This is a genomic window from Streptomyces sp. BJ20, assembly GCF_022869105.1.
In the GTDB taxonomy this organism is placed as follows: domain Bacteria; phylum Actinomycetota; class Actinomycetes; order Streptomycetales; family Streptomycetaceae; genus Streptomyces; species Streptomyces griseoincarnatus.
The window spans coordinates 142,561-164,224 of record NZ_CP094918.1; the positions used below are offsets into that span (position 1 = coordinate 142,561).

23 protein-coding genes, 1 tRNA gene and 1 pseudogene are annotated in these 21,664 nt (G+C 68.0%); 19 read left to right on the plus strand and 6 right to left on the minus strand.

Annotated features, from left to right (window positions below; genetic code table 11):
* The first annotated feature begins 17 nt into the window (after nucleotides 1-17).
* A complete protein-coding gene (locus tag MTR79_RS00705; protein WP_244788725.1) occupies nucleotides 18-332 on the plus strand; it encodes a hypothetical protein in 315 nt (104 codons plus the stop codon).
* A 588-nt stretch (nucleotides 333-920) separates the two neighbouring features.
* Here the strand turns inward: MTR79_RS00705 and MTR79_RS00710 are convergent.
* Complete coding sequence (locus tag MTR79_RS00710) at nucleotides 921-1,355, minus strand: DUF5959 family protein (RefSeq protein ID WP_137211221.1); 435 nt, start codon at nucleotides 1,353-1,355, stop codon at nucleotides 921-923.
* A gap of 211 nt (nucleotides 1,356-1,566) precedes the next feature.
* Nucleotides 1,567-2,706: an IS701 family transposase gene (locus MTR79_RS00715; RefSeq protein ID WP_244788727.1), complete on the minus strand. Its 1,140-nt coding sequence runs from the start codon at nucleotides 2,704-2,706 to the stop codon at nucleotides 1,567-1,569.
* Nucleotides 2,707-2,849: 143 nt separating this feature from the next.
* Here MTR79_RS00715 and MTR79_RS00720 point away from each other — a divergent pair, with 143 nt between their 5' ends.
* Both MTR79_RS00720 and MTR79_RS00725 read left to right on the plus strand, forming a co-directional pair.
* Entirely contained in the window at nucleotides 2,850-3,956 is a 1,107-nt protein-coding gene (locus tag MTR79_RS00720; RefSeq protein WP_244788729.1) for a DUF262 domain-containing protein, read from the plus strand.
* Between the two features lie 157 nt (nucleotides 3,957-4,113).
* The gene (locus tag MTR79_RS00725) at nucleotides 4,114-4,914 is read left to right on the plus strand and encodes a hypothetical protein (protein WP_244788731.1); all 801 of its coding nucleotides are present in this window, start codon (nucleotides 4,114-4,116) and stop codon (nucleotides 4,912-4,914) included.
* A 359-nt stretch (nucleotides 4,915-5,273) separates the two neighbouring features.
* Here MTR79_RS00725 and MTR79_RS00730 read toward each other — a convergent pair whose 3' ends face one another.
* Nucleotides 5,274-6,368, minus strand: coding sequence for a DUF1152 domain-containing protein (locus tag MTR79_RS00730; RefSeq protein ID WP_244788733.1), 1,095 nt, complete (start codon nucleotides 6,366-6,368; stop codon nucleotides 5,274-5,276).
* An 85-nt stretch (nucleotides 6,369-6,453) separates the two neighbouring features.
* Between MTR79_RS00730 and MTR79_RS00735 the strand changes: the two genes are divergently transcribed.
* The 13 genes and pseudogenes from MTR79_RS00735 to MTR79_RS00795 all read left to right on the plus strand — a co-directional run bounded on the left by MTR79_RS00735 (nucleotide 6,454) and on the right by MTR79_RS00795 (nucleotide 14,988).
* Nucleotides 6,454-7,194, plus strand: coding sequence for a GntR family transcriptional regulator (locus MTR79_RS00735; protein WP_244788735.1), 741 nt, complete (start codon nucleotides 6,454-6,456; stop codon nucleotides 7,192-7,194).
* 280 nt (nucleotides 7,195-7,474) lie between these two features.
* Entirely contained in the window at nucleotides 7,475-7,912 is a 438-nt protein-coding gene (locus MTR79_RS00740; protein WP_019527048.1) for an ATP-binding protein, read from the plus strand.
* Between the two features lie 89 nt (nucleotides 7,913-8,001).
* Nucleotides 8,002-8,730, plus strand: coding sequence for a GntR family transcriptional regulator (locus MTR79_RS00745; RefSeq protein ID WP_244788737.1), 729 nt, complete (start codon nucleotides 8,002-8,004; stop codon nucleotides 8,728-8,730).
* Nucleotides 8,731-8,856: 126 nt separating this feature from the next.
* A complete protein-coding gene (locus tag MTR79_RS00750; protein WP_024884492.1) occupies nucleotides 8,857-9,207 on the plus strand; it encodes a hypothetical protein in 351 nt (116 codons plus the stop codon).
* Nucleotides 9,208-9,212: 5 nt separating this feature from the next.
* Nucleotides 9,213-10,586: pseudogene (locus tag MTR79_RS00755) on the plus strand (FtsK/SpoIIIE domain-containing protein).
* 81 nt (nucleotides 10,587-10,667) lie between these two features.
* Nucleotides 10,668-11,297, plus strand: coding sequence for a DUF2637 domain-containing protein (locus tag MTR79_RS00760; RefSeq protein ID WP_244788739.1), 630 nt, complete (start codon nucleotides 10,668-10,670; stop codon nucleotides 11,295-11,297).
* A 19-nt stretch (nucleotides 11,298-11,316) separates the two neighbouring features.
* Complete coding sequence (locus MTR79_RS00765; protein WP_121715499.1) at nucleotides 11,317-11,508, plus strand: hypothetical protein; 192 nt, start codon at nucleotides 11,317-11,319, stop codon at nucleotides 11,506-11,508.
* The gene (locus tag MTR79_RS00770) at nucleotides 11,508-11,699 is read left to right on the plus strand and encodes a mobile element transfer protein (RefSeq protein ID WP_024884496.1); all 192 of its coding nucleotides are present in this window, start codon (nucleotides 11,508-11,510) and stop codon (nucleotides 11,697-11,699) included. The genes MTR79_RS00765 and MTR79_RS00770 overlap by 1 nt, the downstream gene beginning before the upstream one ends.
* 10 nt (nucleotides 11,700-11,709) lie before the next feature.
* A complete protein-coding gene (locus MTR79_RS00775; RefSeq protein ID WP_023588145.1) occupies nucleotides 11,710-11,904 on the plus strand; it encodes a hypothetical protein in 195 nt (64 codons plus the stop codon).
* Between the two features lie 14 nt (nucleotides 11,905-11,918).
* Nucleotides 11,919-12,176, plus strand: coding sequence for a SpdD protein (locus MTR79_RS00780; protein ID WP_244788741.1), 258 nt, complete (start codon nucleotides 11,919-11,921; stop codon nucleotides 12,174-12,176).
* A gap of 132 nt (nucleotides 12,177-12,308) precedes the next feature.
* On the plus strand, nucleotides 12,309-13,610 hold the full coding sequence (locus MTR79_RS00785) for a replication initiator (protein WP_244788743.1): 1,302 nt from the start codon (nucleotides 12,309-12,311) through the stop codon (nucleotides 13,608-13,610).
* Complete coding sequence (locus MTR79_RS00790; RefSeq protein WP_058916388.1) at nucleotides 13,607-13,819, plus strand: excisionase family DNA-binding protein; 213 nt, start codon at nucleotides 13,607-13,609, stop codon at nucleotides 13,817-13,819. The genes MTR79_RS00785 and MTR79_RS00790 overlap by 4 nt, the downstream gene beginning before the upstream one ends.
* Nucleotides 13,819-14,988: a tyrosine-type recombinase/integrase gene (locus tag MTR79_RS00795; RefSeq protein WP_244788745.1), complete on the plus strand. Its 1,170-nt coding sequence runs from the start codon at nucleotides 13,819-13,821 to the stop codon at nucleotides 14,986-14,988. Before MTR79_RS00790 ends, MTR79_RS00795 begins: the two co-directional genes overlap by 1 nt.
* 49 nt (nucleotides 14,989-15,037) lie before the next feature.
* Here MTR79_RS00795 and MTR79_RS00800 read toward each other — a convergent pair.
* Nucleotides 15,038-15,111 (minus strand) — tRNA-Gly (locus tag MTR79_RS00800).
* A 523-nt stretch (nucleotides 15,112-15,634) separates the two neighbouring features.
* On the opposite strand from MTR79_RS00800, the gene dcd reads away from it, so the two are divergent.
* Nucleotides 15,635-16,210: a dCTP deaminase gene (gene dcd / locus MTR79_RS00805; RefSeq protein WP_086702907.1), complete on the plus strand. Its 576-nt coding sequence runs from the start codon at nucleotides 15,635-15,637 to the stop codon at nucleotides 16,208-16,210.
* Nucleotides 16,207-16,704 carry a phosphoribosyltransferase gene (locus MTR79_RS00810; protein ID WP_086702909.1) on the plus strand — a complete coding sequence of 166 codons (498 nt, stop codon included), beginning with the start codon at nucleotides 16,207-16,209 and terminating at the stop codon, nucleotides 16,702-16,704. Before dcd ends, MTR79_RS00810 begins: the two co-directional genes overlap by 4 nt.
* Nucleotides 16,705-16,774: 70 nt before the next feature.
* Here the strand turns inward: MTR79_RS00810 and MTR79_RS00815 are convergent, their stop codons facing one another.
* A complete protein-coding gene (locus MTR79_RS00815) occupies nucleotides 16,775-17,791 on the minus strand; it encodes a Yip1 family protein (RefSeq protein ID WP_244788747.1) in 1,017 nt (338 codons plus the stop codon).
* A gap of 230 nt (nucleotides 17,792-18,021) precedes the next feature.
* Nucleotides 18,022-20,304: a (Fe-S)-binding protein gene (locus tag MTR79_RS00820; protein WP_086702912.1), complete on the minus strand. Its 2,283-nt coding sequence runs from the start codon at nucleotides 20,302-20,304 to the stop codon at nucleotides 18,022-18,024.
* Between the two features lie 265 nt (nucleotides 20,305-20,569).
* Between MTR79_RS00820 and MTR79_RS00825 the strand changes: the two genes are divergently transcribed.
* A complete protein-coding gene (locus MTR79_RS00825) occupies nucleotides 20,570-21,607 on the plus strand; it encodes an undecaprenyl/decaprenyl-phosphate alpha-N-acetylglucosaminyl 1-phosphate transferase (protein ID WP_189363827.1) in 1,038 nt (345 codons plus the stop codon).
* The last annotated feature ends 57 nt before the right edge of the window (nucleotides 21,608-21,664 follow it).

Below are 21,664 nucleotides of genomic sequence, written 5' to 3' on the forward strand. Positions count from 1 at the left end.
GCTGACACGATGGTCCCGTGGTTGACCTGGAGCGCATCAAAGCAGACACCGTGGCGTACTTCCGAGCACTCGATGAAGCTGCCACCCAGCGGCACCACTTCCATCACGCTGATGAGGAGGGCGGCTTGTGGTACATCGAGGCCGTACCCGACCGCGGCGAGTTGATCGTCATCAAGCAAGCCGAGCTGACTTCGGCCGGCCAACTCCACCGGTACAGCTGGGAGCACCTGGAGGACGAGCACGGCTTCCTCACAGACCAAGCGGTCGATCCTGAAGAGGATTCGCTGGAGGCCATCCCGGCCGAAGAGTTCCTGCGGGTGTGGATGCGGTGAGCGGGCTGGACAACCACTTTAGGAGAGAGGCTGGGTGATCTGCGGGCTGATCTGCGGCTTCGTTCGGTCGAGTAAGCGGACGGCTACTCGACCGCAGAGCAACGGTGTTGACCGTGGCTGACCCCTGCATCTGGCACGGTTGTGGCACGAACGCCAGCCGACGGCAGTCAGCCGCGACGGCGGGTGCGCCGAGCGACTAGGCGCGCGCATGCCTCGCTGCACTCCCCCATCCTCAACCACGCTTCCTGTGCCGTCGACCAGACCAAGCCACGACGACCGGCACGTAGTGACGGTGCCCGTGCCCTCAGCTTGGGAAGCTAGGGTGATCTACGCCCGGTTGTTGGGCTGACTTGCGGTGATGCGGTCCCGGGCGCCGGCTTGGCACTGGCCTGGTACCCGGTGTTCCCCGTGATTTCCCGCACGATCTGGCACGCCTATGGCACGCTCCTCCGCCCTAACCCTGAGTTGTCGTTCGAGTCGTGCGCGAACCGGGCCTAGTACTGCAGCCGCACTTGCTGTGGCTGGCGGTCCGGCTGGTCGTTGAGCTGATCACGGGTGGGGCGGCACGGTGGGCCCTCCCCGGCCTTCTCACCGCTCCAGCTGGAATCGGCTTCTGACCGCCGCAAGCATCTGGCGGTGTGCGCCCCAATCAGGCTGAGTCACGATGGGCACGGTGACGAAGACCTGTGAGCCAGTGACGTCGCAAACGCTCACGTCCGTGCACCCGCTCTCGTTCTCCTCTGTGGGGTCGATCATGATCCGCGGGGAGCGTCCGCTCTCCAGCCAAGTAGCCTTCCTTCCGGCCGCGAGAGACTCCAGAACCTCGGCCCAACTGTCGAGGTCATACGCGTTGAGATACAGCTCGACGCGACCACTGACGAATCCGGTGCTGACCACAATCTCAGCGTGGAGGGCGTCGTACTGGTCGGTGCCGGAGAAGCTCATTCCTCCGATGACGCACAGGGAGACGCTCTGCTCCTCGTCCGAAAGGCAGATCAGCTTAAGTGGGCTGGAATCGGGCACGTCGGTACTGACCCCTTCTGTGTGATGCGTACTCATAGACTGCACGGCGGCTATGGCGGCCGGTGGCCACGGCAGCGGTAGTGGCTGAGGCGGGCTCGGTACTGGTGGCGGCGGCGCCAGCGGGACCAGTGCAGGATGTGTCCGGCTTCGTGTCGGACGGTGTGGACGACCTTGGCAAGCAGGCGGCGGATTTCGTTCACGCTCAGTCGTATCAGGTCGCGATTACCTCCCCCTTTTCACCGGTGGTGACGCGGAGTGCGGTCAGGTGGGCGGCGGCTGCCATGGCCAGGGTGATGTGCCGGTACCAGGCGCGGTAGTGGCGGACCTGGTAATGATCCAGGCCGGCCTCGTTCTTGGCGGCCTGGAAGCACTCCTCGATCGCCCAGCGGGCCCCGGCGGCCCGCACGATCTCCGCCAGCGGCGTGTCGAGCGGCGCGTGCACCAGGTAATACGCCCGCTCGCCGGTCGTTGGGTGGCGGCGGATCAACAGCGAGATGGTGAAGCCGTCGGCGGCCTCGCGGTCCGGCACTGGCAGGAGGGTCCAGGCGTACTCGCGCAGCCCATGGGCGCCGTCGCCCGCCGAGCGGATCTCCCAGACGTGCTCGGGCAGAATCGCCGCCAGGGTGCGGGCGTTCTGCCCGCGCGGCCCGAGTCGGTGTTTGTAGCCGATGGCCAGTACGTAGGCCAGGCGTTGGCCGGTCAGCCAGGCCCGCAAAGCGGGGTTGTCACCGTAGACCTCGTCCCCGGCCACCCAGCGAAACGGCACGCAGGCCGCCACCGCCCGCTCAAGCAGCGCCTTGGCCAGGGCGGGCTTGGTGGCGAACGCGACGTTCTCGCCGATCCGCGCGTCCGCCCGGCGCTCGGCGTCTTCCGTCCAGGAAGTGGGCAGGTACAGCTCGCGGTCGATCAACGCACGGCCTGTAGTAGAGGCGTAGGCGAGGAACACCCCGAGCTGACAGTTGTCGATCTTTCCGGTGGTGCCGGTGTATTGGCGTTGCACCCCGGCGGACCGGACGCCCTTCTTGATGAACCCGGTCTCATCCAGGATCAACACGCCGTCATCCGCCGCGAGATGCTCCAGTACGAACGAGCGGACCTCGTCGCGGACTGCGTCCGCGTCCCAGTCTGCCTGGTTCAACAGGCGCTGCATGCCGTCCGGGCACCGCTCGCCGGCCTGCTCGGCCAGCGTCCAGCCGTTTTTGCGCTCCAGCGGCGCCAGCAGCCCCCGCAGATACTCGCCCGCCCGATGGCGAGGCTCTGACCTGCGAAAATGCTGACCGATCCGGTCCTGTAGCACCTCCAGCCCCGCCGCCCAGCCCCGCACATCGTCAACCGTGACGTCCCCACCCATGTCCGACTCAACGAGTGTCCGACCCACCCGTCACAACTGCGGCTGCAGTACTAGGCCCGCCTATTACGCTGCCCCCGCATGTACTCATGCCGCTGGAAGCAGTGAACCCGTTCCCGTGTCGCGCCGCCTGAGGCATACTCATCATGGAGTTAATGAAGTCTTCTGGGGTTGAGATCGGGGCGGGAATGTCGGAATCTGGCATTGTCAAGAAGTTCAAGCAGTCTCAAGATGCTCTAGTAATCCAAGCGTCTGACCTTTCTTTGGAAACCATCTTCCAGATGGCGCAAACTGGCGCGATCGACGTTGCGCCACTATTTCAACGCCGAGAGAGGTGGGATCAGCGTCGCCAGTCTGCTCTCATCGAATCCTTCCTAATGAACGTCCCCGTTCCGCCGGTATACCTGTCTGAGGATGATTACGGGAAGTATTCCGTAATCGACGGCAAGCAGCGCATCACCGCGATTCGCGACTTCATGGCAGACAAGTTTCAGCTAGCGCAGCTAACTCGCTTTGAAGAGATCAATGGCTTGCGATTCTCGGACTTGCCAGGCGAGCTTCAAAATGCTCTCAAAGTTAGGCCCTATATTAGGGCAATCACCATCCTGCGACAGTCGGACCGGTCAACGAAATATGAGGTGTTCCATCGCCTGAACTCCGGCGGTGAGCCACTCAATGCACAGGAGATCCGCAACGTAATCTACCGCGGCCCACTGAATGATCTCCTTATGGAGCTTTCTGAGGCGCCATTCTTGCGGCGGCAACTTAAGATTAGGGACAATAGGTCTTCTGCCTACAACCTAATGCAAGATGCAGAGTCAGTGCTGCGTTACCTGGTCCTTCTGGAGCAGTGGCGGGATTTCTCTGGTGACTATCGAGCCTCTATGGATAGCTACATGGAGGCAAACATGAACATGGCTGCTCGGGAAATCGATCGACTTCGCCAATCGTTTATGCGGGCACTCAATGCATGCGAGCAAATTTGGGGACCTCACGCCTTCAAGCGTCCCGAGGGAAACGGCTGGCGTGACCAGATGTTGGCTGGCATGTACGACGCTCAAATGGTAGCCGTAAGTTCAGTAGACGACAAGCGGCTAGCTTCGTTGACGTCAAGGAGCAGCGACGTTGTGGAAAAGACGCGCTCCCTGTTTGAAGACCGGGCCTTCAATGAAGCCGTCCGCCTGTCTACTAACACGCCTTCGCGTGTAGTTTATCGCATCAGTAGGGTTTTGGAATTGGTGACGGAGTTCTAGCGGCTTGCTGGGGGTATGTATGTCTCTGTCATCGCGCGAAGCGTTTATTCAGCGGATCCGCACAATCGAGCAAGCCGCTAGCGAATCGTTCCTTATCGATCGCATGCTGACCGATGTAGCTCATAATAGCCGCGCCCGCCTGTTGCGGAATGGGCTCATGGTTGTGGCTTTCACGTCCCTGGAGGATTTCATCCGTGCCAGGACGGGGGACTTGCTGGATGCGGTGAGCAGAACGGTCGTTCATTTCACGGATCTGCCGGAGATCCTGCGAAATGCCGCCACACTGGGAGCTATGAAGGCGGCTAGAGCCCGAGCGGATATAGTCAAGAACGCCGGTCAGGATCCAATAGCGCTGCTCCAGGAGGCTGCCACGCATGTTGCGAGCACGGCCGGCGGCGCTCTTCAAATGAGCCGGTTCAGTCTTGGGTATTCTGGTTCGAATGTAAGCAGTGGCGAGATAGCACAGATCGTGACCTCCTTTAATGCTGCTGACGCCTGGAACGAAATATCTCTTATCGCAAGCAGATGCGGTGCGGGCAGCTTGCCGCTGAAATCTGCTTACGACCAGGCAATGCGGTGGCGTCACGAGGCGGCCCACAATGCTGATGCCGACACTCAGCCGCGAGACCTGGAGACTTTCTGCACGCAAGCCGTGTCAATCGCTCTCGGGTTTGACATCATCCTGAGCAGGGCTGCTCGGCTACTGAAACAGGGTGACGCTAAAATTCTTGCCGGAAAAATCAAAGTCTCGACGGGGCTGAGTCTGCGATTTTTGGAGCCGGGCCCCAGGGGATATCGCGAAATAGGAGAGCATGCAACTCGCGCCACCAACGTGACTAGGAATCTAGATGACGCGCTTAAGGTCGCAATACAGAGTGCATCGAAAAAATGCGAGCCGGTCGTGTTGCGAGATTCTCAAGGTTTGCCGGCCTCGTGGGTGGTAACGGACGTTATGTAGTGGTCACGCCACTCTTTAGGTCGGCGGAGCGATTTTGGGCTGGAGCTGCTTTGGCGCGAGTGATCATGGCCCCGTAAGCTTCCGGCGCGTCGGGCAGTCTGTGGACCTGCCCGGTAAGGCACGACGTTGGGGCCATGATCTTCGAGGCTCGCGCCAAAGTGGCTGCCTAAAATCGCGGAGCCGACCGCCCCAGCCGCGACGTACCTCTTTCTGACCTCAGACGGATGATTGCGCTGTGCGCGGCACGGGCGCCGGCCGGGCTGGAGCGGGGCGGAGACAGGAGCGCAGGCCCGGCCGGGGGCCGGGCCGCGCGCGGTGAGCGGAGCGAGCCGCCTTGAACCCGTGAAGAAGGTTGTAACTCAGTCGTCGGAGGGGATGCGCCACAAGGGGGCTGTGTACTGCTCCGGACGGCTGCTGATGAGCAGTTGGCGTAGGGCGTCCCTGTGAGAGCCGCTGAGGTTCAGGGCTTCGGTGAGGTGGCGGAACGTCGTGTGGGTGGCTCCGCGGGTTCGGGCCTCGCTCTGGAACTGGTCGAGCCGAGACAGTGCGGCGTCGGGGTCCGGCTTCGTCGGTGGCCGTTCAGTGAGCCATGCTGCCTTGTTGCGTTCGTAGTCGATCTCCGAGAAGCCGCAGATCTCGCGGCTGTATGCCTCGGCCTCGTCCAGGGTGGCGGTCGTCATGATGGCGCGGGCCAGGCTGTTGCGGCTGACCGCGTCGTCCAGGTCGACTTCGTGGACCGTGGGTCCTTCGTCGGTGAGGGGGACGGGAAGGCCGGCGTCGCGCACCTCGCAGATGCCGCGGGCTCCTCGGGCTGTTGCGGCCAGCATGGCGGTGGCCTCTGAGGGGTGCCACTCCAGGATGCTGCCGATCGCCTCCACGTCCTCGGCCGTGAAGGTGTGGACGGGAGTGCCGAACAGAGGGCACAGGTCGTCGGGGGAGATCTCACCGTCCAGTCCGGGGCCTGCGACCAGGAGCCGGATCGGCGCGTTGACCTGGCAGCAGGCGGCGAGAGTGAGGGCGTCGGCGAGTGGGCTCTTGAGGGTGGATTCGTCGCCCTGGGCGAGGATGTCGCCGCCGACATCGAGCAGATCGATCGTTGCTGGCGCCAGGTGGGACACCAGCTCTTCGAGCTGGCGAGTGATGCCCTCGGCGCCGTGGTGCGGGTCGAGCAGAGCCAGTGTGTGCGGGAGCTCCGTCGCGAGTCGGGGGAGTGTTGAGCCCGCCGGGGCGATCGGCTGGGCCTCGGCCGGCACCGACCAGACGGACTGAGTGACGGGTTCGAGTCCCGTGAAGCTGTCGGCTCCCCGTGGTCCCGGGAGGGGGTCGATCAGGAGGCGGTCCCACGCATAGGTGAGGATCACCGCCCGGTCCTCGTCGCCGTAGAGGGCGGCGTGAAGCATGGCGGCGGCGACTGCGTCGCCCCCTCCTCCTGCTGCGACGATCAACCGCGTCATGCGCTCAGAGTACGGGTTCACGGGTTGGCCACTCACCCTATAGTGGCCAAAGGCCATGGCCACTTGGACGAGAAAGGGAGGGGAGATGCCGCAGATCGAAGAGGCCCAGCCGAAGTATCTCCAGATCGCCCACTACATCCGTGACCAGATCCTTCGGGGTGACCTGCGACCGGGGGACGAGGTTCCCTCGGAACGGCAGCTCGCCGCGGACTGGAAGGTGTCCCGGCCCACGGCCGCGCGGTCACTGGAAGCGCTGAGTCATCAGGGCCTGGTCGAGAAGCGTCAGGGCTCGGGGACGTACGTGCGCAGCCTCGAAGTGAACCGGCGCGCACGCGAGTTGTACGGACGCGCACGGCAGACCGGGAAGATCTACACGCCCGGAGAGTACGCGGTGATCACCTCGACCGGGTGGCTGGAGGCTCCGGACTACGTCGTCGAGGCGCTGGGACTGGTGAAGGATCGCCGAGCCGTGCACCGCCGGCGGGTGACGAACAACCAGGACGGCCCGATCAACCTGTCCACTTCGTGGTTCGCTGCGGATGTCGGCCAGCGGGCACCCAAGCTCTTGGATCCCGAGCGGATCCAGGAAGGCACGCTCATGTACGTCGAGCGGATGACGGGGCGTCAAGGCAGTTACGCGGAAGACCGGATGTGCGCTCGTGCTGCCACGGATGAGGAGGCGAACGACCTGCGGTTGGAGCCGGGGTCCGCGGTCCTCATCGTCCATCACGTCGTCTTTGACCTCCAGGACCGTCCCCTGGAGTTCGCCGAAGCCACCTCCCCGCCGCACCGCTGGGCGTTCGAGCAGGGCTACCCGCTCACCTGACGACGACTCGCCAATTCCGGCGAACCGCTTGCAGCTCTCAAGTGGCCAATGCCACTGTCCAGAAAGTGGCTAAGGCCACTTGAGGAGAAGGGGGCACGACGTGACGAGTCGGCGGCCGGTACAGGGCGCGCGGTTAGCTTGCCGGGGGTGTCGGAGGCGTGGATGGAAGCGCGTCGGCTCCCGAACGGCGCTGGCGCTCTCCACGGCCAACGACCGCGACCGTGCCACGTCGAAGCGGCGCTGCCTCGACTGCGACGGCAGCGGCAAGGAGTGAGCACGCATGGCCTACACGATCGACCGCCACCCCTGTGAGGACTCGCCGCGGCTCGGCGCGATGACCTTGCATCCGGAGCCTGAGTCCGTGTCTCGTGCGCGGCGCTGGTTCCGGAAGTTCATCGCCCCGTACAACCCGGCCTGCTCGATCGACGACTGCACGCTGATGATCTCGGAACTGGTGACCAACGCCATCTGCTATGGGAAGTCGGATGACCCGTGGTTGGTGCGGGTCGAGTGGTACCGCGAGGGAACCTCGCTCCGCGTCGACGTGCACAACCCGGGCTTCCCGGCGAACGTGCGGCTGAGGCATCCGGAGGCGAACGACGCTCACGGACGGGGGCTGCTCCTGGTCGACTCCATCGCGGATTCCTGGCGCTCCGGGCCCAGCCACCTCGGCGGAACGGTCGTCTCCTTCGTGGTCGCTGATGCCTGGCCGGTGTGACGGGATAGCTCACCTCTCCTACTGTCACTGTGAAAGTGTCGCTAGGCTGGTTGACCAGTTGACTTGGCCAATCCCGACAGGCGGCGTTCATGGCGTATGAAGTGGAGCCACCGAAGTACGTGCGCCTCGCGCAGACGCTTCAGCAGCGCATCGAGGACGGCACGTACGCGCCTGGCACCCGCGTACCGAGTGAGAACCAGCTGGTGCAGGCCTTCGGGATGTCCCGCCCGACCGTCGTCCGGGCGCTGGAGCTGCTGAAGCGGGACGGCTGGCTCGAGTCCCGGCAGGGGTACGGCACGATCGTCCGCGGTCGGCCGGAAGTCGTCGAACAGAAGGACCGGCGTGGGCGTGAGGCGCTGGAGCGCGATGAGACGCAGGGTGCGGGGCGGCTGATCGAAGTCGGACGTGTACCTGTCCCGGCTCGGGTCGCCTCGGCGCTCGGCCTGCCGAAGAAGGCCGAAGTCCTCATGCGTCGCTTCCTGGTCGAGGAGGACGGTGAAGCTGTCGAGCTGGTCTCGTCGTACTTCCCCGCCGGCATGGTCGAGGGCACAGAGCTGGGTGCCGACGAGCCTCTGAGCGGGAGTGTTCGCGAACACCTCGAAACGCGGAAGAAGGTCCGCTTCGACCACGTGGTCGAGCGTGTGTCGGCCCGGCTGCCCGAAGCGAGTGAAGCCGAACTGCTGAATCTGCCGGACGGCATGCCCGTGCTGAGTGTCCTGGTCGTCGCCTGTGACGCCTCCGGCCGGTCCTTGCAGGTCGCTGACGTGCTCCTGCCCGCTGACCGGCAGGAACTCGAAGACACCTACCGCCTGAGCTGAGCCCCGTCCGGGAGTGAAACCCCGCGATAGCAGCTTGACAAGTCAACCTGGCATCCTTAGCTTCGAACTTGGCAAGTCAACTTGTCAGGTCGCCGAGTTGATCAACTCTCAGAAGGAGCAATCCCTGTGCGTGTGATCCGCGTTGACGCCTCGGCCGCCACGATCCTGCTCACCGAAGCTCCGGCGCCGAAGGTGCGCGACCGGCAGACCGGTGAGATCGCCAAGGACGCGATGACCGGTGAGGCGCTGATGACCGTCGGCGTCGTCTACATCGACGAGGGCGAGTCGTCGCTGATCCAGGTCACCGTCCCGGAGAGCGGAGTGACCGAGGGCCTGACGGTCGGTGCTCCGGTCTCGCTCCCGGGACTGGTGGCACGGCCTTGGCAGAGCGTCTTCAACGGCCGGGAGCGGCACGGCATCGCCTACCGGGCGACCGCCGTCGCTCCGGGGGCCTTCTCGATGGCTCAGGCGGGCTGACCGCCGTGACGGATCTGGTGACGTGGGCCGAGCTGGGCGGTTCGCTCGCTGCGATAGGCGGCGCCGCCTACGCCCGGCACGCCCACCCGGCGGCGTACTGGTCCACGGTCGGGTTGCCGCTCTCGGTGGTCCGGCTGCTGGCCTCCTACTCCTCGACCATGGACGCCTGCGGCCTGACCGTCGAGCCGTCCCGGTGGCGGGCGCTGGCTGTCCGGGCGGCCACCCGCCGTGAGGTCCGGCCGGTGCCTCCTCGCCGGGGTGTCATTCGTCCCACCACGACCGGCCTGCGCATGCGGCTGCGGCTGGCTCCGGGACAGGAGCCAGCGGACGTGGCGGCCTCCGCCGAACGCCTCCGGCACGCCTGGGGCGTCCACGCCGTCCACGTGCGGGACGTCAAGCCGGGCGTCGTCGAACTGCGGCTCGTCGGCTTCGACGTGCTGCGGAAGGTGCGGATGCCCCGTCGTCTCGACGGCGGCCCGCTTCGGATCCCGGTGGCGTTACGAGAGGACGCGACCGCGTTCGTACGGGACTACCAGGCCGTGCCGCATGAACTGGTGCTCGGCGCGACGCTCTCGGGCAAGTCCATGTACCTGCGGAACCTGCTGACCGGGCTCGCTGTTTAGCCGGTGGCCCTGGTCGGGATCGACTGCAAGCGCGGGGTCGAGCTGGCGCCTTTCGCACCTCGGCTCTCCGCCCTGGCGACCGACCCGGACCAGGCGGCCGAGCTGCTTCCCGCGCTCGTGAAGGAAATGAAGGACCGGTACGACCTGATCAAGGCCCGGCAGGGCATCGCGCCCGGCACTCCGGAAGAGTTGATCACCTCGGACGTCTGGGGACTGCCGGAGGACGAACGCCCGGCCCCGATCGTGCTGTTCATCGACGAGGTGGCTGAACTCTTCCTCGTCGCCACGCGGAAGGAGGAGGAGCGGCGGGACGAGATGGTCACCCAGCTCATCCGGCTCGCCCAACTCGGCCGGGCCGCCGGCATCTACCTCGAAGTCTGCGGACAGCGCTTCGGCTCCGAACTGGGCAAGGGCGCGACCATGCTCCGCGCTCAGCTCACCGGCCGCGTCTGCCACCGTGTGAACGATGAAGCCTCGGCCAAAATGGCGCTCGGCGACATCGCCCCTGAGGCGGTCCTCGCGGCCTGCGCCATCGCCGCCGAGCTGCCCGGCCTGGCCGTCGTCGGCGACACCTCCGGCGGCTGGTCCCGCATCCGCACCCCCTACCTCTCCCTCGCCGACGCCGCGGCCACCTGCCGCGCCACGGCGAACCTCGCCCCCGACGTACCGGCACTCCACCCCTTCCGGCCGTACGTCCCGCCGATGCCGGTGGAGGCGTCCGGGCCCGTAGCCACGGCCCGCCCGGTCACCGAGTAAGCGCACCCACCCATGGCTGGCACGGCCGTTCCGTGCCACGTCCCTACCCCCTCCATGCCTGGAATCGGAAGGAGCTGCGCTGTGCGTGCCCTGTCCGTCCGCATCGACGCCGTACTCGTCCAAGCGCTGATCGCTGCCGCGCTGTCCTTCGCCCACCTGCACGACCTGGCGCTGGCCGCCGGACAGGACGGTTGGAAGGCCTGGGCCTACCCGGTCTCCGTCGACCTGCTGTTGGTCGCAGCCTGGCGGCGGCTGCGCTCCGGTGAGGCGAAAACGGCCGGGTGGTGCTGGTTCCTCGTCGCCCTGACCGCCTCGCTCGGCGCCAACGTTGCCACGGCTGGACTCCTCGACCTCGACGACGTGCCGGACTGGCTGCGCATCCTCGTTGCCGGATGGCCCGCAATCGCCTTCCTAGGCGGAACGCTGCTCGCCCAGGGAGCAACCGCGGACGCCTCGACGGGGGAACGCGAGTCGGCCCCGGAGCCCAGCGCGCCCGAAGCGCCCGCCTCTGCACCTGAGTTGCCCGCTGCGAAGCCGGAACCGGCTCCGCCCTCCACGCCCCCGGTCCCGCCGGCGCTCGTCACGCTCGCACGCAAGGTCGCCGACGAACACCGCGCCCGCACCGGAACGCCCATCGACACCTCGACCCTTCGCGCCCGGCTCGGCGTCCCGCTGCCGCTGGCCGAAGCCATCGCCGCCCAACTCACCTGACCCCGGAGGACTTTCCACCGTGCGCCCGTCCACGCTCCGCGCGCTGAAACGCGCCGCCGAGCTGACCCGACAGAACCGCCTCACCGAAGCCGTGCTCATCGCCGAGCCCGTGATCCTCGCCGCCGACGAGTACGAGGGCGACGAGATCTTGCGCTGGCTGGCCGAACACGTCACCGACTTCACCGGCGAAGACCCGAAGGAGACCCTCTGATGACCACCAACCGGCGCTTCCGCCGCGTCGTCCGCATCGGCCCCGTGCAGGTTGCCACCTACTACGACGGCCGCGGCCGTGAGAAGCACACCGCCGCCTGCACGGCTCCGCGCTGTGGCTTCGCCACGGACTACGACAGCCGCGCCGCCGCCGAGTTGGCTGCCCGTACCCACCGCTGCGCCATCCGCTGAGGGAGCTCCCGTGACCGTCTCGCTGCCGCTCGTCTTCGTCCTGGGCGTCATCGCCTGGGCCGCGATCAAGTTCCTCGGCGTCCGGCTCTGGGTCGCCGTCGTGATCGCGCTCTTCGGCTTCTGGCTCTCGCACACCTTCCTCGCCCCCGCCATCGAGTCCGGCACCCGCTCCGGGGTCGACGTCGTCAACGGCACCCACGAGTGACAAGGAGATCCGTCGTGTTCCGTCCCAAGCTGCCCGACGTCCCGACTCTGCTGACGCCGACCGTTACGCATCAGCAGACGCAAGCTCCGGTTGCCTCGGCCGGTCGTCCGATCGCCCCGTACGTGGGCATCGGTGCCGGCGCGGTCGCCGCCGTGGTCGTCGTCGGGATCGTGCTCACCGCGCTCCTGGCGGCGGTCGCCGTCTCGGCCGTTTCCGTGGCCATCGCCGCCGTGGTCCTGCGCTCGCTCGTCAACGGAGCACACAAGCGCTGACCGGCCGCCGGGGCGGCAACAAGCCGCCAAGCATCCCGCCGCCCCGGGGCCGTCCCTTCCGAACCGTCACGACAGCCGAAAGGAACTCCCATCATCACCCGGCAGACTCCGCCTCCGCTGGCGGAACTCTCCATGCTGGCCTCCCTCGGCACCCTGCCCGAGCTGGGCCGCCAACTGTCCGGCCTGGGCGGCTGCACCCGCCCGGTACGCCTCGACGGCCACCGCACCGAATACGCGGTGGACCGGACGACCGGGGAGATCGGCCGCGTCCTGCACCACCTGGACTCCTCCGCCCTCCCGGCCGGCCAGCTCCTCGTCCGCTGCAACAACCGCCGCGCCACCCGGTGCGCGGCCTGCGCCGAGACCTACCGCCGCGACACCTACCACCTGATCACCGCCGGACTCCGCGGCGGCAAGGGCACCCCCGAACGGGTCGCCACCCACCCGCGCGTCTTCGCCACCTTCACCGCCCCCGGCTTCGGCCCGGTCCACAACCGCCCCTCGGTTGGGCGCCCCTGCCGTTGCGGCCTCCGCCACGACGACCAGGACCAGGCCCTGGGCACGCCCCTCGACCCGGACACGTACGACTACGAAGCGGCCGTGCTGTGGAACGCGCATGCCGGGGCCCTCTTGCAACGCTTCTCGATCTACCTCCGCCGGGAGGTCGCCAAGCGAGCCGGCCTCACCCAACGCGCCTTTCGCGACCATGCGCGCGTCTCCTTCGCCAAGGTGGCCGAGTACCAGAAGCGGGGCGCCGTCCACTTCCACGCGGTCGTCCGCCTCGATGGCCCCGACGGCGGCGAGACCGCGCCCCCGGCCTGGGCAACGGCCGAGCTGCTGACCGACGCCATCCGCGCCGCCGCCACTGCCGTCCGCGTCGACGGCCTGGAGGTCGACGGCCGGCCGCACACCTTCGTCTTCGGCCGACAGCTCGACGTCCGCCCGATTCGCTCTGCCGACTTCGACGACGACCAGGACCTGACCGAGCGGGCCGTAGCGGCGTACGTCGCCAAGTACGCCACCAAAGGCGCCGAGACGGCGACCGGCACCCTCGACCGGCCGATCCGCTTCCTCGCCGAACTGGCCCAAGCGAGGATCACCGACCACGCCCGACGCATGATCCGAACCGCCTGGAGCCTGGGCGCACGCCCCGAGCTGGCAGACCTCCGCCTGCGGGCTTGGGCCCACATGCTCGGCTTCCGCGGCCACTTCTCCACCAAGTCCCGTCGCTACTCCACCACCCTCGGCGCCCTTCGCGACGCCCGCGCCGAATGGCGCCGCGCCCAAGCCGCTCCGGCCGTCGACACCGGCCAGGAAACGACTCTCGTCCTCGCGCACTGGGTCTTCGCCGGAACCGTCCTCTCCAGTGCCGAAAGCTGGCTCGCCGCCACCCTCGAACCCGCTCCCGGAACGGAGGGAGAGCCGACCGCATGAACGACCGCTACCTGTCTGTGGACCAGGTCGCCGAGCTGCTGGGGACGACCGCCCGCTTTCCGCGGCGGCTCATTGAGGAACGACGCATCCGGTACGTGAAGGTCGGCCGGCACGTCCGTATCCCGGCGAGTGCGGTGGAGGAGTTCATCACGTCCCACACGGTGGAGCCGCGTCGGCGGCCACGTGCTAGGTACGGGAGGGCTGCCTGATGGCCAACAGCAGGGGCAGGCGCCGCCGTTTCGGTGCGATCAGACGGCTGCCTTCCGGTCGGTACCAGGCGCGCTATCCCGGCCCGGATGGCGTGATGCGCCCGGCTCCCTTCACCTTCGAGACGACAGCTGATGCGGATGACTGGCTCGCCGAGAAGCAGACGGAGATCCGCCGGGGTGAGTGGAGGGACCCGGAGGCCGGCGCGGTGGGCTTCCGGGCCTACGCCGACAAGTGGGTGGAGGAGCGCGAGTTGGCTCCACTGACTCGGGATCTCTACCGCTACCTCCTCGACAAGCACCTGACTGCCTTCGCGGACTCGGACCTGGACGAGATCACCGCGCCCCGTGTCCGTGAGTGGCGGGCCGAGCGGTTGCGGATCACGGGTGCCAAGACGATCACCGCGAAGGCGTACCGGCTCCTGAAAGCCATCATGGAGACGGCCGTCGACGACGAGTTGATCCAGCGCAACCCGTGCCGGATCAAGGGCGCCGGCAAGGAGAAGGCGGCCGAGCGGCGCATCGCCACCGTCGCCCAGGTCGACGCCCTCGCCAATGCCGTGGGGATGCGGTGGCGACTCATGGTGTACCTCGGCGCCTACGGGCCGATGCGACCGGAAGAGCTGGCCGGCCTCCGTCGCCGGGACGTCGACGTCGACACCCTCCGCGTCCGGATCCGCCTCGCCGAGCCGGAGCGGATGAACGGGCGGCGCGTCCAAGGCAGGACCAAGTCGGAGGCCGGGACCCGGACTGTGATTCTTCCCGCGTTCCTCCGCCGGGAGCTCCGGTGGCACCTGGAGTCGTACGCCGAGCCGGGGCCGGACGGGTTGGTCTTCGTGGGGGAGAAGGGGGCACCCTTCCGGCGCAGCACCTTCGGGCGGAAGGGGCGGCGAGCGCGGGAGGTCGTCGGCATGCCCGAGGGCTTCCGGTTCTACGACCTCCGGCACACCGGGCACACGCTCTCCACCCGGTCGGGCGCCACCCTCAAGGACACGATGGTCCGTGCCGGGCAGTCCTCCGAGAAGGCCGCGCTGATCTACCAGCACTCCGATGACGAGCGTCAGGAAGAGGTTGCCGCCGGCCTTGACGCGACCGTCCGGAGGGCTCGGGCCGCCGCTGCCCGGAAGGCTGCCGAGGAGCGTTCTGGCACGGATCTGGCACGCGGCGAGTGATCACCGCAGACAGCAAAAAGGCCCGGGTCTCCGACCTGGGCCTTCTCCGTGGAGCGGGTGACGAGAATCGAACTCGCGCTCTCAGCTTGGGAAGCTGATGTTCTACCATTAAACTACACCCGCGTAAGATCCAGAACCGCTCCACCGGGAGTGGTCCGGACGCTCGCTCACTGTACCTCATCGCAGGCCCCCGGTGTCCAAGACCCGGGGGCCTGACGGTGTTTCAGGGTGTGGAAGCGGCTGCGGCGGGCACACGGCGGGGCGTACCGTGAGGCCGTGGCGTGCGTCCGGGGTGCCGCCTGGAGGACCGTTCCTTTCATCCCGTAACGTGGCTTTTGTCGTCAGGGCAGCAAGCCAGACGCGGCTCTTGGGGAAGGGACTCTTGGACTTGATGGAGCGCACCGTCGTCCGCTGTGCCGATGGGCACGTGTTCACCGCCGCCTCGTTCCCGATGCAGCAGGCCGAGCGCCTCGGCCCCGGCCGGCTGCTGCGGTGTCCGCGCTGTGCGCGGCTCCGCAGCGTCGTGCCGGTGTCCTTGCAGAAGAGGTAGCCGGGCAAGGTCGGCAGGGAAACCCGCAGACAGAGGGCGCAGGCGCGCGGGGCGGCCGGGTTCGGTCGCCACGCGCGCCTTGCGTATTCTCGGGGCGTGCTTCTCTCAGACAAGGACATCCGGGCCGAGATCGACGCCGGGCGGGTGCGTATCGATCCCTACGACGCATCCATGGTGCAGCCGTCCAGCATCGACGTACGTCTCGACCGCTACTTCCGGGTGTTCGAGAACCACCGCTACCCCCACATCGACCCCTCGGTCGAGCAGGCGGACCTCACCCGGCTCGTGGAGCCGGAGGGCGACGAGCCGTTCATCCTGCACCCGGGCGAGTTCGTGCTGGCCAGCACGTACGAGGTCATCACCCTGCCCGACGACCTCGCCTCGCGCCTCGAGGGCAAGAGCTCGCTGGGCCGCCTCGGGCTGGTGACCCACTCCACCGCCGGGTTCATCGACCCCGGGTTCTCCGGGCACGTGACCCTGGAGCTGAGCAACCTCGCCACGCTGCCCATCAAGCTGTGGCCCGGAATGAAGATCGGGCAGCTCTGCATGTTCCGGCTCAGCTCGCCGGCCGAGCACCCGTACGGCAGTGAGCGGTACGGCTCCCGCTACCAGGGGCAGCGCGGGCCCACGGCCTCGCGGTCCTACCTCAACTTCCACCGGACGCAGGTGTGAGCGGCATGCGCGAGAACCTCAGCTACGAACAGTTCGGCGTCGCCGTCCGCGACCTCGCCCAGACCATCGCCGACGACGGCTACCAGCCGGACGTGGTGCTCAGCATCGCCCGCGGCGGCGTCTTCGTCGCCGGCGGTCTCGCCTACGCGCTCGACTGCAAGAACATCCACCTGGTCAACGTCGAGTTCTACACCGGCGTCGGGACGACCCTCGAGATGCCCGTCATGCTCGCGCCCGTCCCCAACGCGATCGACTTCACCGACAAGAAGGTGCTGATCGCCGACGACGTCGCCGACACCGGCAAGACCCTCAAGCTGGTCCGCGACTTCTGCCTCGACGCCGTCGCCGAGGTGCGCAGCGCCGTCATCTACGAGAAGCCGCAGTCGCTCGTGAAGTGCGAGTACGTGTGGAAGCGCACCGACGAGTGGATCAACTTCCCGTGGAGTGTCCTGCCTCCGGTCGTACGCCGGGACGGGCAGGTGCTCGACGCCTGAGGTGTGAGGCGGCAGGAACCGGGACGGCCCCCGGCGTGACACGCACACCGGGGGCCCGACCAGGCAGGTTCTAGAACGTGCCGAGCTTCACGATCGACAGCAGCGCGATCAGCTGGATGGACGACGCGCCCAGGGCCTTCGGCCAGGGCAGGTCGTGCGAGCGGCTCACCATCAGGGTGAGCAGCACGCCGCCCGCCACCCAGGTGGCCCAGCCGAGGAGCTGCACGAACGTGGCGTCGCCGCCCGCGAACGTGGCGAACACCAGACGCGGGGCGTCACTGATGGACATGATCAGCATGGACAGGCCGACCGTGGGCTGCCAGGCGCCGTTGCCGCCGAGCTGGCGGGCCAGCGTGTGGGTGACCACACCGAGGACGAACGCGCTGATCACCATCGCCACGGCCGTCGTCAGCACGATGGGGATCGCGTTGGACAGCGTCGCGTTGATGGCGTCCTCGCGGGCGCCGTCGAAGCCGAAGACGGCGAGCAGGCCGTAGAGGAACGTCACGACGAGGGCGGGGCCCCACATCGTGTAGTCGCGCATCTGCAGGAACGTCTGCGGCGGCGCGAGGACGATGCCCTTCAGCAGGGCCTTCCAGTGCAGCCGCGGGCCGACGGGGCCGGCGGGCGGCTGGTAGGCGTCGTCCTGGTGGTACGGGTCGTCGATGGAGAACGCCTGCGTGTGACCGGGGTTGTTGGCCGCGTAGGGGTCGTGGGGGGCGCCCTGCGGTCCGGCGGGGTAGCCGCCGTCACCGAAGTACTCGGGCTCGCCGTGACCGCCGTGTCCCCCGCGCGCGCCGTAGCCGCCCGGGCCGCCGTGACCGGCGTGCGGCTGCGGCCAGGGGCTTCCGCCGCCCGTACCCTGCCCGTAGGCGGGCGGCTGCGGTGCCTGCGGGTAGCCGTACGACGGCGCCTGCGGTGTCTGCCGCCCGTGCGGGGGGTGAGGCGGGCGCCCCTGAGGCGCACCGTCGTTGTTCCGTCCGCGTCCGATCCTGAATCCAGCCACGTCCTCGAACGTACCTGTTCCCGGGCGGCCGTGTGCCGGGCCCCGGCCACGCGGACGGGCTTTGCTGCCGAGCTGTGACATCCCCTAAGGGGAGTACCCGGACCCGCCCCGGGGCAGGTCCGGGCGGGTGGTCAGGGGTTGTCGCGGGACGGACCGGAGAACTCGGTCTCGGCGATCGCGTCACCCGCCGCACGGAACTCCGGCGGCCCTCCCCCGGACCCGTACGGCCCCGCGGTCCGCGCCGGCCGACGGAGTACGGAAACGGTGAAGGGGCCGCCCTCGCGGGCGGCCCCTTCACTGCGCGGCGTGTGTCACTTCACCGGCTCCGGCTCAGGAGCCGGCTCCGACTCCTCCTCGCCGGCGGGGTCGATCGGGGTCTTGACCGACTCCAGCAGGAGCTGGGCCACGTCGACGACCTGGGTCGACTCCTTGGCCTTGCCTTCGTTCTTCTTGCCGTTGACCGAGTCGGTCAGCATGACCAGGCAGAACGGGCAGGCGGTGGAGATGATGTCCGGGTTCAGGGACAGGGCCTCGTCGACGCGCTCGTTGTTGATGCGCTTGCCGATCCGCTCTTCCATCCACATCCGCGCGCCGCCGGCGCCGCAGCAGAAGCCCCGCTCCTTGTGGCGGTGCATCTCCTCGTTGCGCAGGCCCGGGACCTTGCCGATGATCTCGCGCGGAGGCGTGTAGATCTTGTTGTGGCGGCCCAGGTAGCACGGGTCGTGGTAGGTGATGAGGCCCTCGACCGGGGTGACCGGGATCAGCTTGCCCTCGTCCACCAGGTGCTGGAGCAGCTGCGTGTGGTGGATGACCTCGTAGTCGCCGCCGAGCTGCGGGTACTCGTTGCCGAGGGTGTTGAGGCAGTGCGGGCAGGTGGCGACGATCTTCTTCGCCGACCTGGGCTTGCGCGACTCCTCGGTCACCTTGCCGTCGTCGTCCATCTCCTCGCCGAAGGCGGCGTTGAGGGACATGACGTTCTCCATGCCGAGCTCCTGGAACAGGGGCTCGTTGCCGAGGCGGCGGGCGGAGTCGCCGGTGCACTTCTCGTCGCCGCCCATGATCGCGAACTTGACGCCGGCGATGTGGAGCAGCTCCGCGAAGGCCTTGGTGGTCTTCTTGGCACGGTCCTCCAGGGCGCCGGCGCAGCCGACCCAGTAGAGGTACTCGACCTCGGACAGGTCCTCGATGTCCTTGCCGACGACCGGGACCTCGAAGTCGACCTCCTTGAGCCACTCCAGGCGCTGCTTCTTCGCCAGGCCCCAGGGGTTGCCCTTCTTCTCCAGGTTCTTGAGCATCGTGCCCGCCTCGGACGGGAAGGCGCTCTCGATCATCACCTGGTAGCGGCGCATGTCGACGATGTGGTCGACGTGCTCGATGTCCACGGGGCACTGCTCGACGCAGGCGCCGCAGGTCGTGCAGGACCACAGGACGTCCGGGTCGATGACGCCGTTCTCCTCGGCGGTGCCGACCAGCGGGCGCTCGGCCTCGGCGAGGGCGGCGGCGGGCACGCCCGCCAGCTGCTCCTCGGACGCCTTCTCCTCGCCCTCCATGGTCTTGCCGCCGCCGGCCAGCAGGTACGGCGCCTTGGCGTGCGCGTGGTCGCGCAGCGACATGATCAGCAGCTTCGGGGAGAGCGGCTTGCCGGTGTTCCACGCGGGGCACTGCGACTGGCAGCGGCCGCACTCGGTGCAGGTGGAGAAGTCCAGCAGGCCCTTCCAGGAGAACTGCTCGACCTGGGAGACGCCGAAGACGTCGTCGTCACCGGGGTCGGTGAAGTCGATCGGCTTGCCGCCGGAGGTCATCGGCTGCAGGCCGCCCAGCGCGGTGCCGCCGGTGGCCTCGCGCTTGAACCAGATGTTGGGGAAGGCGAGGAAGCGGTGCCAGGCCACACCCATGTTGGTGTTGAGCGAGACGACGATCATCCAGACGAACGACGTCCCGATCTTGATCATCGCGGTCAGGTAGACGAGGTTCTGCAGCGTCCCGGTGGACAGCCCGTCGAAGGCCTGCACCAGCGGGTACGACGCGAAGTACGACGCCGAGTAGCCGTCGACGTGGTGCAGGGCGCCCTCGAGGCCGCGCAGCACGTAGATGGCGAGGCCGATGGTGAGGATCACGTACTCGACGAAGTACGCCTGGCCGGCCTTGGAGCCGGTGAAGCGGGACTTGCGGCCGGGACGGGACGGCAGGCTGAGCAGACGGATCACGATGAGCACCGCGATGCCCAGGACCGTCATGACACCGATGAACTCGATGTACATCTCGAACGGCAGGAAGTCGCCGATGACCGGCAGCACCCAGTCGGCCTGGAAGAGCTGGCCGAAGGCCTGGGCGAGGGTCGGCGGCAGGGTCAGGAAGCCGACGGCGACGAACCAGTGGGCGATGCCGACGATGCCCCACCTGTTCATGCGGGTGTGGCCGAGGAACTCCCGCACCAGGGTCACACTGCGCTGGTAGGGATTGTCGGTCCGGGTGCCGGCCGGGACCGGCTGGCCCAGCTTGAAGTACCGGACGAACTGGCCGATCGCGCGTGCGAGCAGCGCAACGCCGACCACGGTCAGGACCAGCGACACGATGATCGCGGCGAGTTGCATGGGGGCTCCTCGGGCCTGCGAGGGGTTCAGGGTGTGGAGTGGGTTGTCGGGGGCTTCGCCAGGGGTGCCGTTCGGCTTCCCCGAGATTACTAAGCGGTAACTTATGCAGTCCGTCTGAGACTACCCCCATCTCCGGCCGCACTGTAGCCGGGCACAGGGTGATCTGAGTCGCTGAGGGTCACCTATGCGGGCGGCCCGTGATGGCGTCCCGGAGTCGATCGTGTTATTCACGCTAAATCAGTCCATACGCCCCTAACTTATATCCGTGCTCTACGGGATCACCGCCGCCGCCACCGCCCTGCTGCTCTCCGCCCTCCTCGCCGGGGTGCTGCGGACCCCCGCCCTGCGTCTCGGGATCACCGACCGCAGGCGGCGCCGGCCCCTGCCGCTGTCCGGGGGAACGGCCGTCGCACTGGCCACCGTCCTGGTCGCGGCCGGCGCCGACGCCGCCGGTCTGCTGCCCCTCGGCGCCGGGGTGGGCCGGGTGGTCGCGGCCGCCGGCTGCGTCGCTCTGCTCGGACTGGCCGCCGACCTCCGGCGGCTGCGCTGGTGGGTCACCCCGGCCGGGACGGCGGTCGCTGCGGGCTTCGTCGTGCCGTACGAGGAGACCGGTGCGGCCGCCGGAGCGGCGGCCGTGGCGTGGATCGCGGTCGCGACCACCGTCTTCCGGGGGCTGGACCACGCCGACGGGCTGGCCGGAGCGGTCGGCGCGGTGGGCGCGTTCGGGGTCGCCGCGTGCGCCACGGCCGAGCTGATGGACGGTCTCGCCGCGCTGATGGGCGTGCTGGCGGCCGCGCTCGCCGGGTTCCTGCTGCACAACTGGTTCCCCGCGCGGGCGGGCCTGGGGTCGGCCGGCGCGCTGTTCACCGGATTCCTGCTGGCCTCGTCGGCGGTTTTCGTGCGGGCCGGGCAGGGCATCGGAGCCGGGACGGCCGTGCTGTACGCGCTGACGGCGATCGCGTGTGCGGACGCGGCCCTGGTGGTACTCGGGCGGCGGCTCGACCGCCGGGCGGTCACCCGTGGACGCCCCGACCATCTCGGGCACCGGATGCGACGGCTGGGCCTCGCGCCCCGAGCGGTGCCGGTGCTGCTGGGCGCCGGGTCGGCGGGCGGGGTGCTCGTCGCGGTGTGCGTGCACACCGGCAGGCTGTCCCCCGGGGCGGCGTGGTGGGTCGCGGCGGCCGCCGCGGTGCCCGTCCTGGTGCTCGTGAGGCGTCCCGTCACCCCTGTTTTCCGTCCGCGTCAACGTGTCGCCAGCGCGTCGCCGCAGGTCAGCGAGCGGTTGCGTGTAAGGAGCGGATAAGAGTTGAGTCCGCTCGACTCAGCTCTGTTGACCCGATGGCGGCCGTCATGCATGCTT

Coding starts and splice junctions, on each gene's coding strand:
- MTR79_RS00715 (WP_244788727.1), bottom strand. CDS start 2,706: ATGGGTGGGGACGTCACGGTTGACGATGTGCGGGGCTGGGCGGCGGGG.
- MTR79_RS00720 (WP_244788729.1), top strand. CDS start 2,850: ATGGAGTTAATGAAGTCTTCTGGGGTTGAGATCGGGGCGGGAATGTCG.
- MTR79_RS00725 (WP_244788731.1), top strand. CDS start 4,114: ATGGTTGTGGCTTTCACGTCCCTGGAGGATTTCATCCGTGCCAGGACG.
- MTR79_RS00730 (WP_244788733.1), bottom strand. CDS start 6,368: ATGACGCGGTTGATCGTCGCAGCAGGAGGAGGGGGCGACGCAGTCGCC.
- MTR79_RS00735 (WP_244788735.1), top strand. CDS start 6,454: ATGCCGCAGATCGAAGAGGCCCAGCCGAAGTATCTCCAGATCGCCCAC.
- MTR79_RS00740 (WP_019527048.1), top strand. CDS start 7,475: ATGGCCTACACGATCGACCGCCACCCCTGTGAGGACTCGCCGCGGCTC.
- MTR79_RS00745 (WP_244788737.1), top strand. CDS start 8,002: ATGGCGTATGAAGTGGAGCCACCGAAGTACGTGCGCCTCGCGCAGACG.
- MTR79_RS00770 (WP_024884496.1), top strand. CDS start 11,508: ATGACCACCAACCGGCGCTTCCGCCGCGTCGTCCGCATCGGCCCCGTG.
- MTR79_RS00785 (WP_244788743.1), top strand. CDS start 12,309: ATGCTGGCCTCCCTCGGCACCCTGCCCGAGCTGGGCCGCCAACTGTCC.
- MTR79_RS00790 (WP_058916388.1), top strand. CDS start 13,607: ATGAACGACCGCTACCTGTCTGTGGACCAGGTCGCCGAGCTGCTGGGG.
- MTR79_RS00795 (WP_244788745.1), top strand. CDS start 13,819: ATGGCCAACAGCAGGGGCAGGCGCCGCCGTTTCGGTGCGATCAGACGG.
- MTR79_RS00815 (WP_244788747.1), bottom strand. CDS start 17,791: ATGTCACAGCTCGGCAGCAAAGCCCGTCCGCGTGGCCGGGGCCCGGCA.
- MTR79_RS00820 (WP_086702912.1), bottom strand. CDS start 20,304: ATGCAACTCGCCGCGATCATCGTGTCGCTGGTCCTGACCGTGGTCGGC.